At 43.7% G+C, this 13,647-nt stretch carries 17 protein-coding genes; 4 read left to right on the top strand and 13 right to left on the bottom strand.

The window, feature by feature from the left end; all coding sequences use genetic code 11:
* Window positions 1-140: 140 nt before the first annotated feature.
* The gene (locus QT716_RS10765; RefSeq protein ID WP_317936057.1) at window positions 141-710 is read right to left on the bottom strand and encodes an SF0329 family protein; all 570 of its coding nucleotides are present in this window, start codon (window positions 708-710) and stop codon (window positions 141-143) included.
* 298 nt (window positions 711-1,008) lie between these two features.
* Between QT716_RS10765 and QT716_RS10760 the strand changes: the two genes are divergently transcribed.
* Both QT716_RS10760 and QT716_RS10755 read left to right on the top strand, forming a co-directional pair.
* On the top strand, window positions 1,009-1,293 hold the full coding sequence (locus tag QT716_RS10760; protein WP_317936056.1) for a YrhK family protein: 285 nt from the start codon (window positions 1,009-1,011) through the stop codon (window positions 1,291-1,293).
* 52 nt (window positions 1,294-1,345) lie between these two features.
* Window positions 1,346-2,143, top strand: a complete 798-nt coding sequence (locus QT716_RS10755; protein ID WP_317936055.1) for an arylamine N-acetyltransferase family protein — start codon at window positions 1,346-1,348, stop codon at window positions 2,141-2,143.
* A gap of 202 nt (window positions 2,144-2,345) precedes the next feature.
* Here the strand turns inward: QT716_RS10755 and QT716_RS10750 are convergent, their stop codons facing one another.
* The 8 genes from QT716_RS10750 to QT716_RS10715 form a co-directional block, all read right to left on the bottom strand.
* Window positions 2,346-2,624 carry a YetF domain-containing protein gene (locus QT716_RS10750; protein WP_317936054.1) on the bottom strand — a complete coding sequence of 93 codons (279 nt, stop codon included), beginning with the start codon at window positions 2,622-2,624 and terminating at the stop codon, window positions 2,346-2,348.
* 27 nt (window positions 2,625-2,651) lie between these two features.
* Window positions 2,652-2,882 carry a DUF421 domain-containing protein gene (locus QT716_RS10745; RefSeq protein WP_317936053.1) on the bottom strand — a complete coding sequence of 77 codons (231 nt, stop codon included), beginning with the start codon at window positions 2,880-2,882 and terminating at the stop codon, window positions 2,652-2,654.
* Between the two features lie 400 nt (window positions 2,883-3,282).
* Entirely contained in the window at window positions 3,283-3,384 is a 102-nt protein-coding gene (locus QT716_RS10740; RefSeq protein WP_317936220.1) for a hypothetical protein, read from the bottom strand.
* 207 nt (window positions 3,385-3,591) lie between these two features.
* Complete coding sequence (locus QT716_RS10735) at window positions 3,592-3,792, bottom strand: BCCT family transporter (RefSeq protein WP_317936219.1); 201 nt, start codon at window positions 3,790-3,792, stop codon at window positions 3,592-3,594.
* A gap of 353 nt (window positions 3,793-4,145) precedes the next feature.
* Window positions 4,146-5,687, bottom strand: a complete 1,542-nt coding sequence (locus tag QT716_RS10730; protein WP_317936052.1) for a BCCT family transporter — start codon at window positions 5,685-5,687, stop codon at window positions 4,146-4,148.
* A 436-nt stretch (window positions 5,688-6,123) separates the two neighbouring features.
* Window positions 6,124-6,462: a hypothetical protein gene (locus QT716_RS10725; protein WP_317936051.1), complete on the bottom strand. Its 339-nt coding sequence runs from the start codon at window positions 6,460-6,462 to the stop codon at window positions 6,124-6,126.
* Window positions 6,463-7,182 (bottom strand): MBL fold metallo-hydrolase RNA specificity domain-containing protein, encoded by a 720-nt coding sequence (locus tag QT716_RS10720; RefSeq protein WP_317936050.1) that lies wholly within the window; start codon window positions 7,180-7,182, stop codon window positions 6,463-6,465.
* A 246-nt stretch (window positions 7,183-7,428) separates the two neighbouring features.
* Complete coding sequence (locus QT716_RS10715) at window positions 7,429-8,274, bottom strand: pyridoxamine kinase (RefSeq protein WP_317936049.1); 846 nt, start codon at window positions 8,272-8,274, stop codon at window positions 7,429-7,431.
* A 202-nt stretch (window positions 8,275-8,476) separates the two neighbouring features.
* Here QT716_RS10715 and QT716_RS10710 point away from each other — a divergent pair, with 202 nt between their 5' ends.
* Complete coding sequence (locus QT716_RS10710) at window positions 8,477-9,028, top strand: ECF transporter S component (RefSeq protein WP_317936048.1); 552 nt, start codon at window positions 8,477-8,479, stop codon at window positions 9,026-9,028.
* A gap of 115 nt (window positions 9,029-9,143) precedes the next feature.
* Here the strand turns inward: QT716_RS10710 and QT716_RS10705 are convergent, their stop codons facing one another.
* The 3 genes from QT716_RS10705 to QT716_RS10695 all read right to left on the bottom strand — a co-directional run bounded on the left by QT716_RS10705 (window position 9,144) and on the right by QT716_RS10695 (window position 12,011).
* Window positions 9,144-10,076, bottom strand: a complete 933-nt coding sequence (locus tag QT716_RS10705; RefSeq protein WP_317936047.1) for an NADP-dependent oxidoreductase — start codon at window positions 10,074-10,076, stop codon at window positions 9,144-9,146.
* A gap of 147 nt (window positions 10,077-10,223) precedes the next feature.
* Entirely contained in the window at window positions 10,224-11,192 is a 969-nt protein-coding gene (locus tag QT716_RS10700) for a sensor domain-containing diguanylate cyclase (RefSeq protein ID WP_317936046.1), read from the bottom strand.
* A gap of 15 nt (window positions 11,193-11,207) precedes the next feature.
* Complete coding sequence (locus tag QT716_RS10695) at window positions 11,208-12,011, bottom strand: alpha/beta fold hydrolase (protein WP_398293189.1); 804 nt, start codon at window positions 12,009-12,011, stop codon at window positions 11,208-11,210.
* A gap of 283 nt (window positions 12,012-12,294) precedes the next feature.
* On the opposite strand from QT716_RS10695, the gene QT716_RS10690 reads away from it, so the two are divergent.
* Window positions 12,295-12,723, top strand: a complete 429-nt coding sequence (locus tag QT716_RS10690) for a HEAT repeat domain-containing protein (RefSeq protein ID WP_317936045.1) — start codon at window positions 12,295-12,297, stop codon at window positions 12,721-12,723.
* Between the two features lie 63 nt (window positions 12,724-12,786).
* On the opposite strand, the gene QT716_RS10685 is transcribed toward QT716_RS10690, so the two are convergent.
* Window positions 12,787-13,593 (bottom strand): aldo/keto reductase family protein, encoded by an 807-nt coding sequence (locus QT716_RS10685; protein ID WP_317936044.1) that lies wholly within the window; start codon window positions 13,591-13,593, stop codon window positions 12,787-12,789.
* Window positions 13,594-13,647: the final 54 nt, after the last annotated feature.

The raw sequence follows: 13,647 nt of genomic DNA, 5'->3' as shown, positions 1-13,647 counted from the left end.
TTTTTCAAATTGAAGAGAGATAGTCTTGGAAACTGCTCAAAAGCACAAAAGCTTCCACAATAGGAGTGGACGCTTTTTGAGTTTAGACAACTGGCTTATATTGTGACGATCCTATATTGCAAGTGGGTACAATCTTTTTATCACAACGTACTGAGACGCAGTTCATAAAAGTACTGCACTATTGGATGCTTTAACTTCATCTTCTCCGTCATGTTTACTAATCGTTTTTTCCCTACCCGTCTGTCCACTAAAGCTAGAATATTCAATAGGATATCATTGCTCTCTATGCTTTCTTCTATAGGTGTAGTTAAAAACTTATTAGCTGCTACGTTAAAGTTTGATTTACTCAATGATGACTGTGCAAACATCATCTCTTTTGCGTATTCTGATAACTTTCTACTCCTAGCCATTACTAGTAGACGATCCTCCGGAACTAACGCGTTGGTTTCGTTTCTTAACGCTTCAATTTCCTCACTGCTGATAGGAATTTGAATATCTAAAGCATTCTTAATTTCCAGCTCCGTCTGAAACCATCTGATTGAGGTAGTTGTGTCACGCATATTAAACACTTTCTTCTTATCCACCGCAATATAACAAGCTCCTGATTTGTCAGGGAAATAATGATAGCTGCTTGCGAGGTATTCAACTCTTCCACTTAACGCGGGACAGAGAAAACTCTCCAGACTTTTCTTCAATTTGCTCCAGGTCATGTAATCCTCCTTTATTTTCATAGTATATTCATTTATACAGAAGTTTTATTTTTTATAATACAATAACCAATACATCAATCAAAATTAGTAGTAGAGTTACGCGTGAATTGAATTTCTGATGCAACGATAAAGATGAGCGTATCCTGGTTCAACTAGAACACGCTTAAGAATCGTATTGAAGTTTTGTCTTACAGCGTAAGGGTTTAAGTATAAATATAAAAGTACAGGGTGAATAGGGACAATAAAATTCGTTTACAAGGAATTGTGGAGGGAATTGGAGAATAAGGAGGGAATATAGATGCCCAAGCTAGTGAATAAACAACAGGAATATGAAGTAGAAGTCGGCAAGCATATTATTTTCTTCAACAAAAATTATCAATATATCTTTATCTTCAACGAATTACTGCTCGGATTAGAATTCGTCGTCGGTAGTGTATTTTTCTTCTTCGAATCACTTAAGACTGCTGGAATCATTCTCTTTATAATCGGAAGCACCCAGCTCTTCATACGACCTGTATTAAAAATTGTACATGCAGTCTCCCTTAAAACAGTTCGCAGCACTCGTCGGAATCATGGATTATAATTATTGTATCCGCATCATACAGCCACCATCAACCGAAAGGATGTAACGCAAAATGACAATCTCAATCCTCAACCAGCTGGAACGGACTGGCTCCATGCTGGAACAGATCAGTCAGGTCCAGAAGTTTTTTGCACAGCAGTTCGAATTTGAAAACCTTGACGTCCTGCTTACGAATGAAGAACCGATCACCGAGCAATACCTTCAGGATAAAATGATCATACGTGGACGCGGCGGTTTGTGTTACGAGCTCAATGGTCTGTTATATCTCGTACTCCGGGATCTTGGCTTTCCCGTCCAACTCGCCGCTGCTACAATCTGGGTACAACCCCGCAATAGTTATACTCTTGACCGTACTCATGTCGTCAACCTTCTCGAATATGGTGGCGTTCTGTATCTTATCGATAGTGGTTTTGGCAGCAACCTCGCCATGCAACCCGTCGCATTGGATGGCGATCCCGTCACTTCGCCTGCCGGTACTTTCCGGCTGCGGACGGGCACGACCGAAAAAGGCACCATGGTATTCGAACAACTGACAGACAGCGGCTGGAAACGACGTTACGGGCTGTATCCCGATGAGATTGAATGGTCACATATTGACCATGTGAAACATCAGATCCACCATAGCCCGGAGTCTTCATTCAACAAAGCGCTGCTCATTGCAAAAGTGACAGACGATGGTACGTACTCGATTAATGACAAGCGGTTCCACAGCAAAGGGAGCGGTACGGAAGAGACGCTGCCGTTCCAGGACCCCGCTGAATTGCTCGATCAAGTCAGACAGCACGCAGCTCCAGCTGTTTATGAAGCGGTTGAACACTATATCAACCAGCAGAAACCTTCTTGTAACTGATAAGATTTCACGAATTGCGTCATACATAGGCAGTTATCACTTACGACGCTAGTGCACAGCCATATTCACTTCTGGTTGATATTCCGGCTCAGCGGCGGTTGGTCTATCTCATGCCGCTTGTGCAGTGATCGCCTGATTCAAAATTTCCGCAATCATTTCAATTGTCCTTGTCCATTACGTATTTAGCCGACCCGCCTTCCGCTCATTTTGCGTCAGGTGTCTCTTTTGTACACATCAGATCTCCCTTTGTCGCCGTCTCGAATTCTTCCTTCTTCTGCACGGTCACCGTCCCATCTTTCTCGAGGAACGCCTGATCGATTTCATCCAAGGAAAAAATGCCCTGTTTACGCAGTGCATGGCTTAGCTCTCTTAGGTCCAGCCGGTTGTCTTTCATTTCCATTTCATCCAGTTCACCGTCTATGATGATATGATCCCTATCTCCTGTGAGCATTCTTTCAAGCTTATCCGATTTGTACATCATCTTGTCAAACAGAACTTTTAGCAGACACTATACTAATAGTGTCAACAGGACGTAGTACCATTTCACTTTTTCGTCGTAAAGACCATTCCCGACGATTTCCGAAAGTAGAATACTCCATATGAAGTCGATGGGAGTCAGATTAGAGACACCTTTTGCGCCTGTGAGTTTCATGCAGATCACCAAAGCCAGGAAACCGCTGACTAACTTGATTAGGATCATTCCGAATTCCACCCTCGATTCCCTCCATTCTTTACTCATTCTATTGACAGTTCGGCTGCAAATCAAACCTATTCGAAGGGATAGCACACATGCCCCAGGTATCCAGCAGGAAGCTGGCGACCTGTCAGTCTAGCAGATTAAGTGGGTTGCTTGACTGTTATGTATAGATGTCTGCCTGTTTTGACGAAGGTTCAGCCCAATCACCTGAAGTCAGCAAAAAAAATGTATCACACGAAGGCAATACGTTTTAGTCAGCTTTCATGAGTCACTTATGGATCCCTGTCCTGCCTGCAGCTTTTACAATTGAGTGGTCATCTTCTACGATATCTTGTTCGATTCCCGGTGTTTTAGTCACTTTTGGTGTATACCATACTACCAGGATCAGAAGAATCGATCCGGAAACTGCAGCGATGACAACTGATGACTGCAGTGCCCTGATTCACCCGCCTATTTTGATGAGGATGGTGGCGATTACAGCCATGATGATCGCCCAGAAAACACGAATCGTTTTTGGTGGATTCCCGTCACCCGTCACAGCCATCGAGATGGAATACGACATGGAGACCACTGTCCTCACTACTAAAGTGTGGTCAAAAACAGGAACACCGAAGGCATGATTGCCCCGAGCGGCATCTGTTCCGCGATGGCGATGATCGCTCACGGCAATCCGCCTTCATTCAAGGGGGCCGCTGATAGAACCTGCATTCTTCACATTGTAGAAGATGCCCGTTCCTCCAAGTACTGTGAACTAGAAGTTCGTGATGACTGGCGCAATTACAGCGACCACTAAAAGGATTTCCCGCGTCATCCTCCCGTTGGAGATTCTTGTGACGAACAGTGCCCACAATGGGCCGGACCCTATGAACCAGCCGAAGGCCCAGCTATTCCTCGTCCCCTCAAACGTGCTGATACTTACAAAATCACTGATGTACGTGCCGAATGATGACATGAACGCGTTGACGTTGAGCTTTTCTGTATTCAACTTCCACATTTCGTAGGGCTAACCATTTCCGAACAGTATACCTATCATTCAGGCTAGTTTACTCACGGTCAGCCCCTTGCTGCATCATCTCTCATCCCTCTCTTACAAGTACTCTTTTTCTATAGTCAACGTACTTCGCACCGTGGGGATAGTCAGCACCTTCAATGCAAAATAAGCGTTAACCCCAATACTAGGGGTTAACACTCTTTAAGTTTAGAAAGTTAGCTTAGTGATAGGCACTAATTATATAAATTGGTTGTGTTAGTTAGGATAGCTTCCATATAAGACGACTATCCTTTTAATAAGAAAAGCGCACCACACTATTCTTTCTTGACTATCCCTTGCTCAATTGCCAATAACTTTGCCACTTTTGGTGCGTGCCATATGACCGGGAGCAAAAGAATGGATACTGGAACTGCAGCGATGACGACAAACGACTGCAAAGCTCCGATTCCTCCACCACCGATTTCGATTAGTATAGCGGCGATTGCGGCCATGATAATCGCCCAAAATACACGTATGGCTTTTGGAGGATTTCCATCTCCTGTCACGGCCATGGAGATTGAATACGACATGGAGTCTACTGTTGTCACTACAAATAGTGTCGTTAAAATCAAGAAGACAGTCGGCATGATGAATCCTAACGGCATTTGTTCGGCTATGGCAATGATTGCACTCGGCAATCCGCCTTCATTCAACGGACCGCTGACAGAGCCTGCATTTTTTAATTCGTAGAAGATCCCCGTTCCGCCAAGTACCGTGAACCAAAAGTTTGTAACGATAGGTGCTATTATCGCAACTACTACAAATATTTCACGGATTTTTCTACCATTGGATATTCTTGCGACGAATAACGCCACCATTGGACCAAACCCTATGAACCATCCGAAGAAGAAGAGCATCCAGCTTCCAAGCCATGCCTCGTCCCCACGGAATGTACTAATGCTTACGAAATCACTAATATACGTACCAAAGGAAGACATGAACGTGTTGACGATGAACAGGCCCGGACCAAACACAATCAGGAAGACCGCAATCACCGCCACTAAATTCACATTCAGCTTACTTAAAAATTGAATTCCCTTCTCGATACCTGTAAGGGTCGATACGAGTACGACTCCTGTCAAAATAACGATGATTGAGAGCTGTGTCACGAATGTATCCGGAATGCCAAAAATCGAATTGACTCCATAGCTTACTTGTAGTCCGAGAAAACCAATCGGTCCGATTGTACCAGCAGCAGCACCTATGATACAAAATACATCAGCAGCCGTGCCCCATTTACTCGTTAAAATTCTCTCTTTTAAAATAGGATACAAAAGAGTCCTCGGCTTCAATGGCATTCCTTTATGTTTATGTGCGTATATCAAAATAATGGAACTGATCGCCCCATATACAGACCATGCGGTGAAGCCCCATGACATGTAACTTTGAGCCAATGCTGGCCCAATCGCGTCAACAGTGCCGCCTTCAATCCCTTTATGCATGGGAGGCACGTCTAGAAAATAATACATAGGTTCTGCCGCTGCCCAAAAGACACCGCCCGCTCCTAACCCGGTTGTCAAAATTACGGCTAACCATTTAAAATAAGACATTTCAGGCTTCTTCACATCGCCCAGACGGACTTTACCGTACTTTGAAAAGGCCAATATTGCACCTACACCAAAGGTCGCTATCATGAGCAATTGCCAATACGCTCCGAAGTAATGAATAGACAGGTCAAATCCCTTATTCACAAAATTGCTAACCTGCTCTACTTTAAGAATTGAAAACAGCACGAATGCTACTAATATACCGCCACTAAATAGAAATACCGGCCAATCTATCTTTTCACGGATCGTCTTCCAAAAGTCTTTCCTCATAAAACTCCTCCAATTTTCGTTTTGCTTACAAATCTATAATCTTCTCCCGAGTCAATCACAGTTAAAGCTTTCCCTTCTTCTTCTCTAATTTTCAACAGCAAGTGCAAAAAAAAATACAACACGATTTGAATTCGTGTTGCATGTCTCATACAAAAACTCATAGTAAAGGATATAGGCTGCCTTATCAGCTGTCGACACGTTCACTTGTATTCCTAAAATGGAGAAAGGTCAGTTATTGAAGAACTTGCAGTTTGGACGGACTTGAATTCAAATATGCCGGAAAAATTTCACAAGAGAAAAACCTTACTCTAATGAATTCGTTATTAGATTGTTAATTTCCCAGACAGATAGGATTATTTTGTAGATACCATTTGCTGAAGCAAGTCTTGTCGGACGGAATTGGAGTATTCGAGATCCCATCCTGTTTCCTGCTTCGTCAGAGTTCGATACACTTCCCTTTCTTTGTCAGTGACGACATCTGGAAAATCGAACGATACAACAATTGTTTCTTCTTGAGTGCCCAATCCTTGAACACCGCACCGTAAAAACCTAGGTTCCTCGGAAAACACTGCCGCACCGTTTCCATCGCTGCCATTTGGTTCATCCGCAACCCTTGAATCGGCAAGTCCAGTTCTTTCAGTTTGCGTTTTGTTTCCTCCGTCAGCTTATAGAACGTTGTCCCTTCAGAACGGCTTTGGTTTTCTTCGGGAAGGGCTTGGAGGCTGATTGCAAGCGCAATCCGATCTTCTATATCCGAAATCCCGAGAATCTCCACCTACTGGTCAAACGAATGATTTCCTATCTCCGCAAGATTCCAGTTTAACACTTCCACAAATGGTCGGCTGAACGCAGTAACGTCTTGCGCTGCCTGTTTCAATTCATCGATCGGACCATTCCAATTCCCTAAAAAATCGGTTACTTCGATCATCTGCAACCGGACCGATTTGCCTTTAAACGTTTGGCAATGAAGTGTATTCGTTTTCGGATGAATACCTGTACAGATCGCAAATTTCCACGCACCGCCCATTTCCTTTTGGTACAGGACGACTTGTCCCACTTTTGACTTCAACTGAGCGTGACTATTCACTGGAGTGTACCGCTTTCCTTTTACCCCTTTGCCGGAAGTCCGTTTGTCAAACGGACAGGTCTCTCCGTTCTCTACTAGAATCGGGTTGTACCGTGTATCCAGCACCTCACTCAACCGTTGCCTTGCCTCATCATCACCATGAACAAGCAACGTGTATGTAGGTTCGAGCGTGCGGATGAACCGATCCATTTTGTTTGCATCAGCATGCGCAGAAAGTCCGTATTTGCCAATCCGGCATTTCACGTTATGAGCTGTCCCATTCAATTCAAGCGACTGAGATTCCTCATCTACGAAAGCAAGCAACTTCCTGCCGTTGTTCTCCTCATCCTGATATCCCGTAATGAAAATTGCATTTGCAACGTCTAGATCGAACTCACGATACAACTGCCCGCGCGCCCACGATTTCATCGTCTCGTGCTCGGGACGCGACTCAATATTTCCAGAAACTCATAGAATCCTAGCTTTCCTCGACAATCTTCCGTAGGCCTTTCATAAGCACGATCCTTTCTGGAAAGTACTAAGTTGTTTGTTTCACTCCTCTAACTCTTATTATATGTTTTTTGTTGTATTATTCAAAAAGCACCTGAATGAGAAGTGATATTCTCACACGGGTGCTTTACGCTCGATTTGCCGACTGTGTACAAGAAGCCTACTTTACAGCAACATCCTCAAATGCGATTCAAAATTCACGCCGGCCACAGTGGGAATCTGCTCTTCGGATGTCGACTGGATGGCAGCAGTTAAAAATTCATCTGCAAGCTCCATGGTTTCTACAGGGGTCTGGTCGCGCATCATACCGCCCATCACGACAGAGGCGAACAGATCCCCGGTTCCTGAATAACTCTTGCCGTTATACTCTTGAAATCTCGTATAAGAGCGGTCACCATCGATGTACATGTTGCCGATGCGTCTTTTTCCTAATGGGGCCGGGGGATTCAACCCAGTGATGATGACCTTTGCGTCGGTGTCTGACTGCAGCTGCCGACCGGCGTCCTCAACGGCGGCTACATACTCCTCATTCGACCGATACGTTTGCAGTTTGTCATACGACAGACCTGTCAATAAACAACATTCTGTCACATTCGGTGTAATGACATCTGCACGCTTCGCCAGTTCCTTCATATAGCCGATCAACTCCCCAGTAAACACATCATACATGTGTCCCCTGTCCCCCATTACCGGGTCCACGAGAAGCGTTGTCTCTTCCTTATAGAATGTATGTAAAAAAGAAAAAATATTTTCAATCTGCTCTTTTCCTGTCACAAACCCCGTATGAATCCCATCAAATGCAGCGCCCATCTTGTGCCACTCGTCTGTGAAATGAGGCATCTTAGCCGTTAAATCTTCACAAAAATAGCTCGGATACTCTGTCTGGGACGTTAAAATGGCAGTCGGCAGAGGTACTGCCTGCACCCCCATGACAGATAACACGGGGATGGCCGCTGTGAGCGAGCACTTTCCAAAGGAAGACATGTCCTGGATGATCGCAACTTTTTTCAATAAATCCCCCACCTAACTCTTCGATACGTTCACTTCTTCCATCGTACCATAAGAAAGAGAAACCACGCATACAGCAAATTTCAATTTCCTCCTCACACGACTGACCTCTAACACTTTAATCAAACTGGCACTTTTATGATGGTCAGCCATTCAGTAAAATAAGAATTATCAACTTTCCATAACGCGAGGAGATGGATTCCCCATGCAAAGAGTAGAACGCCAAACATCGACCCAAATACGCACAAACACGTTGGATTTAGTGCTGACAGCTATCCTGTCGACCATTGTATTATTGTCCACAGTCTTCATCAACATCAAGCTTCCGATCGGACAAGGCGGCCTCATCCATTTAGGGACAGCAGCGCTTTTCACCGTTGCCATTCTATTCGGCCCTAAAAAGGGAGCGCTTGCTGGAGCAATCGGAATGGGCATGTTCGATATTTTCGGCGGCTGGATGATCTGGGCGCCCACGACGATCATCGCGCGTGCCTTGCAAGGCTACATCGTCGGAAAAATCGCATGGTCGAATGGCCAACAAGGAGAAAACACCCTGCTCAACATCCTAGCAGCCGTTGCATCCATACCGGTCATGCTCGCCGTGTACTACATCGGGCAAGCCATCATGTACAACAATTGGGCGGCACCCCTCGCATCCATTCCAGGAGATCTCATTCAATGCGGCGTCGGGTTGCTGATTGCCATCCCGCTGTCCATCGCTTTGAAAAAAACTCCCTTCTTCCGGAAGAAATTTTAATGGAAAAAGCAGCAAAGACAAGCCACTGGCTCTCTTTGCTGCTTTTTACAAGTACCTGCCCCACAAATTTAGTGTTTGTTTAAACATTCATGAGTGTTTTGTGCACAGGTTCTTTTCACTTAATCTTAATGACAATTTTACCTTTTGCATGATGCGTTGCACTTAGATCGTGTGCTTCACGCAATCCATCTTCTGTTAACGGGAATGTATGACCGATATGTGGTTTAACTTGTCCTTTTTCCATCAGTTCTCCGAGTTCTGCGAGCTGTTTCCCATTCGGATTCAGCCATAGAGATTCCGCTGTGATGCCATTGGCTTCCGCTTTCTCGGCATTTGGCTCACCTGCGATTGAAACGAGGCGTCCGCCTTTTTTCACGACGTCCAAGCTCTTTTCTAAAATTTCACCGCCCATGGTGTCCACTACCAAGTCAACGTCCTTTGCAACATCTGCAAAATCAGTGGTTTTATAATCAATAAATTCATCCACACCGAGCTCTTTCAAAAATGCTTCATTTTTACTGCTGGCTGTAGAAAAAACGGTTGCTCCGAAGCTTTTGGCAATCTGTATGGCATAGCTGCCTACACCGCCAGATCCCGCATGGATAAGTACCTTATCTCCTTTTTTCACTTGTCCAAAGTCAACCAGGCATTGCCAAGCCGTCAAACCTGCCAACGGTACGGAGGCTGCTTCTTCAAAGCTAAGATGATCTGGCTTTAACGCCACTAAGTCTTCGTCGACCGCCACATACTCGCTGTAGGTCCCGTTTTCCATGGCAGGACGTGAGAATACAAAGTCCCCTTTTTTAAACTGAGTGACTTTGCTTCCGACTTCACTGATTACTCCCGCTGCATCCCAACCTAAGATCAACGGAAATTCAAAAGGCATCGCGTCTTTCATATACCCCTCCCGTACTTTCCAGTCAATCGGATTAATAGACGTGGCATGCATTTCAATTAACACTTGCTGATTTTGAATCTCCGGTTTTGGCAGGTCTTTCTCCACCAACTGTTCCGAACCGCCATATTGTTCAATTACGATTGCTTTCATTTCAGACACACTCCTTGTGATTAGTACGCTTACATGATTTTGTAAAATATACTTCCAATAGTCTATACCCTGAATCCTCCGTTTCAATCGAAGATGGAGGGTATTGAATGAATTTTATTGATGAATGCGCTAATCAGCAGCTCTTTTTTAGGAACGTAAATCTAAGTCATCAAAATGAATTGCGCAATTGCGGCCGATTTCTTTAGCTTGGTACAACGCCTGATCGGCATGATTTACAATAGTTGTTTCATTATCATTTCCTGTAAATGTCGCTGCGCCGATACTAACCGTTAAGTGATCAATAATTTCCCAGTTGGCAGCAGCTATTGCGTTATTGAGCTTAACCGCCAGTTTCATGGCTTCTTCAGCTTCGGTATTCGGAAGAATAATGACAAATTCTTCACCGCCCAAACGCGCAACGCAGTCTTCTTTACAAATTTCCTGTCTCAGAAGTCCCGCTAGTTGAACTAGCACTCGATCTCCCGCAAGATGACCGTATGTATCATTTACCCTTTTGAAGTGATCAATATCCACCATTAATAACGAAGACACAATTCCCTCTTTAGTGAATCGGTTCATATGATATTCCATTTCTTCCTGGAAAAAGCGTCTGTTCGGAATTCCCGTAAGCTTATCTGTATTAGACAGTTTTAAGAGCTCATCATTCATGTCTAAGATTTCCGCTTGTTTCTTTGCGATTTCCATGTAAATTTTCTCTAATTGAGTAAATGCTTCTTCTGTTGTTTTCTGAAGTGAGCGTAATTCCATTTCGTAATTGATGCGCTGCTTCATCTGGATGAACATACAATCAATCACTTCTTTTTCCTTTCTCATAGAACGGCTCGCATTCAATAGAACCGGGATGGAATCTCCATCAGAGTTCTTCAAATTAATATAAAACTCTTCCACAGCCCCGTGCAGCTGGATGGTCGGAAAAAAGTAGGTATGGATGAGCATCCGGTTAACGTTGGTTAAAAGGGCCTCTACATGCTTTCCTATAAGGTCCTTCTCCATATACCCGAGCCAGTTCAGGCAACGATTATTTACTTCAAGGATTGAACCGCTCGGGTCCATACTGATAAAACCACAAGGCGCCTCACTTAAGCGTTCGTCCACTAAAAATCGTCCCCTTCAACATTTATGGCGTAAAAACGTTTCTATCAGCTCTCTAGTTTTCAACGGTTCGCTTATTTGAGGATAATGACCTTTCACATTCATTACCTTCAATAGGCTTCCTGATAAATGCTCATGTAAATACTCCCCTACTTCAAGCGGAACAATACTATCTTCAGAGCACTGAAGTATCAAAGTGGGAATGGTCATCAGCGCTAAGCTCTCCCGATGATCGGACAGAAAAGTCATTTCCGCAAACTCTCTCGCAATTTGAGGATCTACGGAAGCAAAACTGTTCTCCAAATCTTTCGTGTGCTGGGGACTTTTCTCAGGATCCGTAACAATGGGCGCTAGGTAGCTAGCCCATCCTGTGAAATTCATCTCCATCATCGTCAACAGTTCCGAAATATCGCTTTTTTCAAAACCTCCGACATATCCCGGCTCGTTGATGTAGCATGGGGAAGGGCCAACCATAACAAACTTGTTGAAGCTTTCTGGTCTCTCGATGGCGGCTAACATCCCAATCATCGAACTGACAGAATGACCTACAAAGTGAATATCTTTCAATTCCAACTCGTCTATAATATCTAAGATGTCTTGCTTATAGCCATGTGCGGTACTATATTTTTCAGACTCATAGGCCAAGATCTCTGAATTTCCAGCGCCAACATAATCGAATAACACAATTCGGTACTGTTTCGCTAACTCAGGTACGATGTAATGCCACATACTCTGATCGCAACCGAAACCATGAGCAAGTAAAATTGTTTGTTCCCCTTGACCCGAGACCTTAACATTATTGCGCGTTTGGATGTCCCCCAAAGTAATCCGCTCCTTTTTAGTTCGCTTCTTCTAGTATAGATATAAAAGTACAGGGTGAATAGTGATATTAAAAATTCGTTTACAAGGAAATGCAGATGGTCACGCCTGTGCACCGTTCAATTCGAACACTATTTGGAAATGCTTTGTAGTTATGTCTTGTACAGATAACGATTTAATAGATTTTCTCCAACGAGGCATCGCTATTGTCATCCAGACAACGTATACTAAGAGAGGCAGAAGAAGAATTCATTTTTCATTCAGTTAAAAAAAGAGGTGCAATCACTTGAAACAGTTTGAAACAACATTACCTGAACAGTACGATACATTAAAAAAACAGGCCAATTATACTTCTAGCTGGCGAGAACGATTAAACGCAGTCGAAGTGTTATCTGCTTATCAACATGAAAAAGTCATAGATTTACTGAAAAATCGTATGCAGCACGATACTGTCAGCAAGGTGCAATTAGCAGCCTATGAAGCACTTATAGCGTTCGGTGAGGACGTTGAGAAGCCATCGCCTGCGCGTTTTGATATTATCAAAGGTACTGACAAGATTTTTTTAAGAGTGAAAAAAAGCTTGCCTAAGGACCATACAGTGGCAGACTTTGCAGATAAACTAAAACGTATGCGTTTAGATGTATATGATGCGTATGAAGGCGACAAAGGTGAAAATTTCATGAACTGGTTAGAAGAACGTTGGGCAAAACTGTAACAAGGAGTTTTGCGCTTCATGAAGAAAAGCCATTTCCTCCGCTTTTGTGGAGGGAATGGCTTTTTATAATTTGCTAATTAATTCACGATCGTTTTCTGTAAGTTCAAAGTCAAAAATCGCTAAACTTTGTGCTTGGCGCTCTTTATTATGTGACTTAGGAATGACGATCACATTACGCTCAATGTTGTAACGCAACACAACTTGTGCAAACGTTTTTCCGTACTGGTTTCCGATTTCCTCTAAAGTCTGCTTAGCTTGTTCATCGATTCCGCCGAGTGGCGACCATGCGACAGTGTCAATATTATTTTTCTTATTATACGCAATCAACGCTTCATTCCATGTGCCGACTTGAGATTTTATTTGATTCACTGCTGGTCGCACAGCGGCATTGTCAAGAAGTAAATCGAGGTGTTCTTCCTTAAAGTTCGAAACTCCAATTGCCTTAAACACACCGCGCTTATAATAGTCTTCTAAAATTCCCCAAGCTTCGAGCATCTCAGTAGGGTTATCCCAAGGGTTGTGAAGAAGAAATAGATCGATTGTATCTGTTTGCAGTTTCTCTAAACTCTTTTCAATTTCAGCATGAGCCCAATCCGCACCAGCAAACCCCTCGAAGGTATTTAGCTTAGTCGTGATAAAAAAATCCTCACGCGGAAGTTGCGAGTTCGCAATGCCTTGTCCAAGCACTTCTTCATTGTTATACACTTGAGCAGAGTCAAAATGACGGTACCCATTGTCAATCGCCCAGTCGACTTCTTGCGTGTCTCCTCTTAAAGCACCTCTATACTCGTTCCCTTCTTTCCCGTACGTATTTGTACCACTTCCAATGATCGGCATAGCGATGCCATTATTTAATGTAATATTCTTCAAGGTAACCCCTCCTATACTATATTTCTAACCTTACGCATCCTAAAGTACAGAAGC

This window comes from Sporosarcina aquimarina (genome assembly GCF_033253705.1).
In the GTDB taxonomy this organism is placed as follows: domain Bacteria; phylum Bacillota; class Bacilli; order Bacillales_A; family Planococcaceae; genus Sporosarcina; species Sporosarcina aquimarina.
The sequence above is the reverse complement of the archived record's forward strand: the minus strand, read 5'-3'. Positions and strand labels throughout refer to the sequence as shown.

Bases quoted from the DNA above. Each gene is read 5' to 3' on its own strand.
- QT716_RS10720 (WP_317936050.1), bottom strand. From the start codon at position 7,182: ATGAAATCGTGGGCGCGCGGGCAGTTGTATCGTGAGTTCGATCTAGAC.
- QT716_RS10765 (WP_317936057.1), bottom strand. From the start codon at position 710: ATGACCTGGAGCAAATTGAAGAAAAGTCTGGAGAGTTTTCTCTGTCCC.
- QT716_RS10740 (WP_317936220.1), bottom strand. From the start codon at position 3,384: ATGGCTGTGACGGGTGACGGGAATCCACCAAAAACGATTCGTGTTTTC.
- QT716_RS10730 (WP_317936052.1), bottom strand. From the start codon at position 5,687: ATGAGGAAAGACTTTTGGAAGACGATCCGTGAAAAGATAGATTGGCCG.
- QT716_RS10745 (WP_317936053.1), bottom strand. From the start codon at position 2,882: ATGAGTAAAGAATGGAGGGAATCGAGGGTGGAATTCGGAATGATCCTA.
- QT716_RS10710 (WP_317936048.1), top strand. From the start codon at position 8,477: ATGCAAAGAGTAGAACGCCAAACATCGACCCAAATACGCACAAACACG.
- QT716_RS10735 (WP_317936219.1), bottom strand. From the start codon at position 3,792: ATGTCATCATTCGGCACGTACATCAGTGATTTTGTAAGTATCAGCACG.
- QT716_RS10750 (WP_317936054.1), bottom strand. From the start codon at position 2,624: ATGATGTACAAATCGGATAAGCTTGAAAGAATGCTCACAGGAGATAGG.
- QT716_RS10705 (WP_317936047.1), bottom strand. From the start codon at position 10,076: ATGAAAGCAATCGTAATTGAACAATATGGCGGTTCGGAACAGTTGGTG.
- QT716_RS10755 (WP_317936055.1), top strand. From the start codon at position 1,346: ATGACAATCTCAATCCTCAACCAGCTGGAACGGACTGGCTCCATGCTG.
- QT716_RS10760 (WP_317936056.1), top strand. From the start codon at position 1,009: ATGCCCAAGCTAGTGAATAAACAACAGGAATATGAAGTAGAAGTCGGC.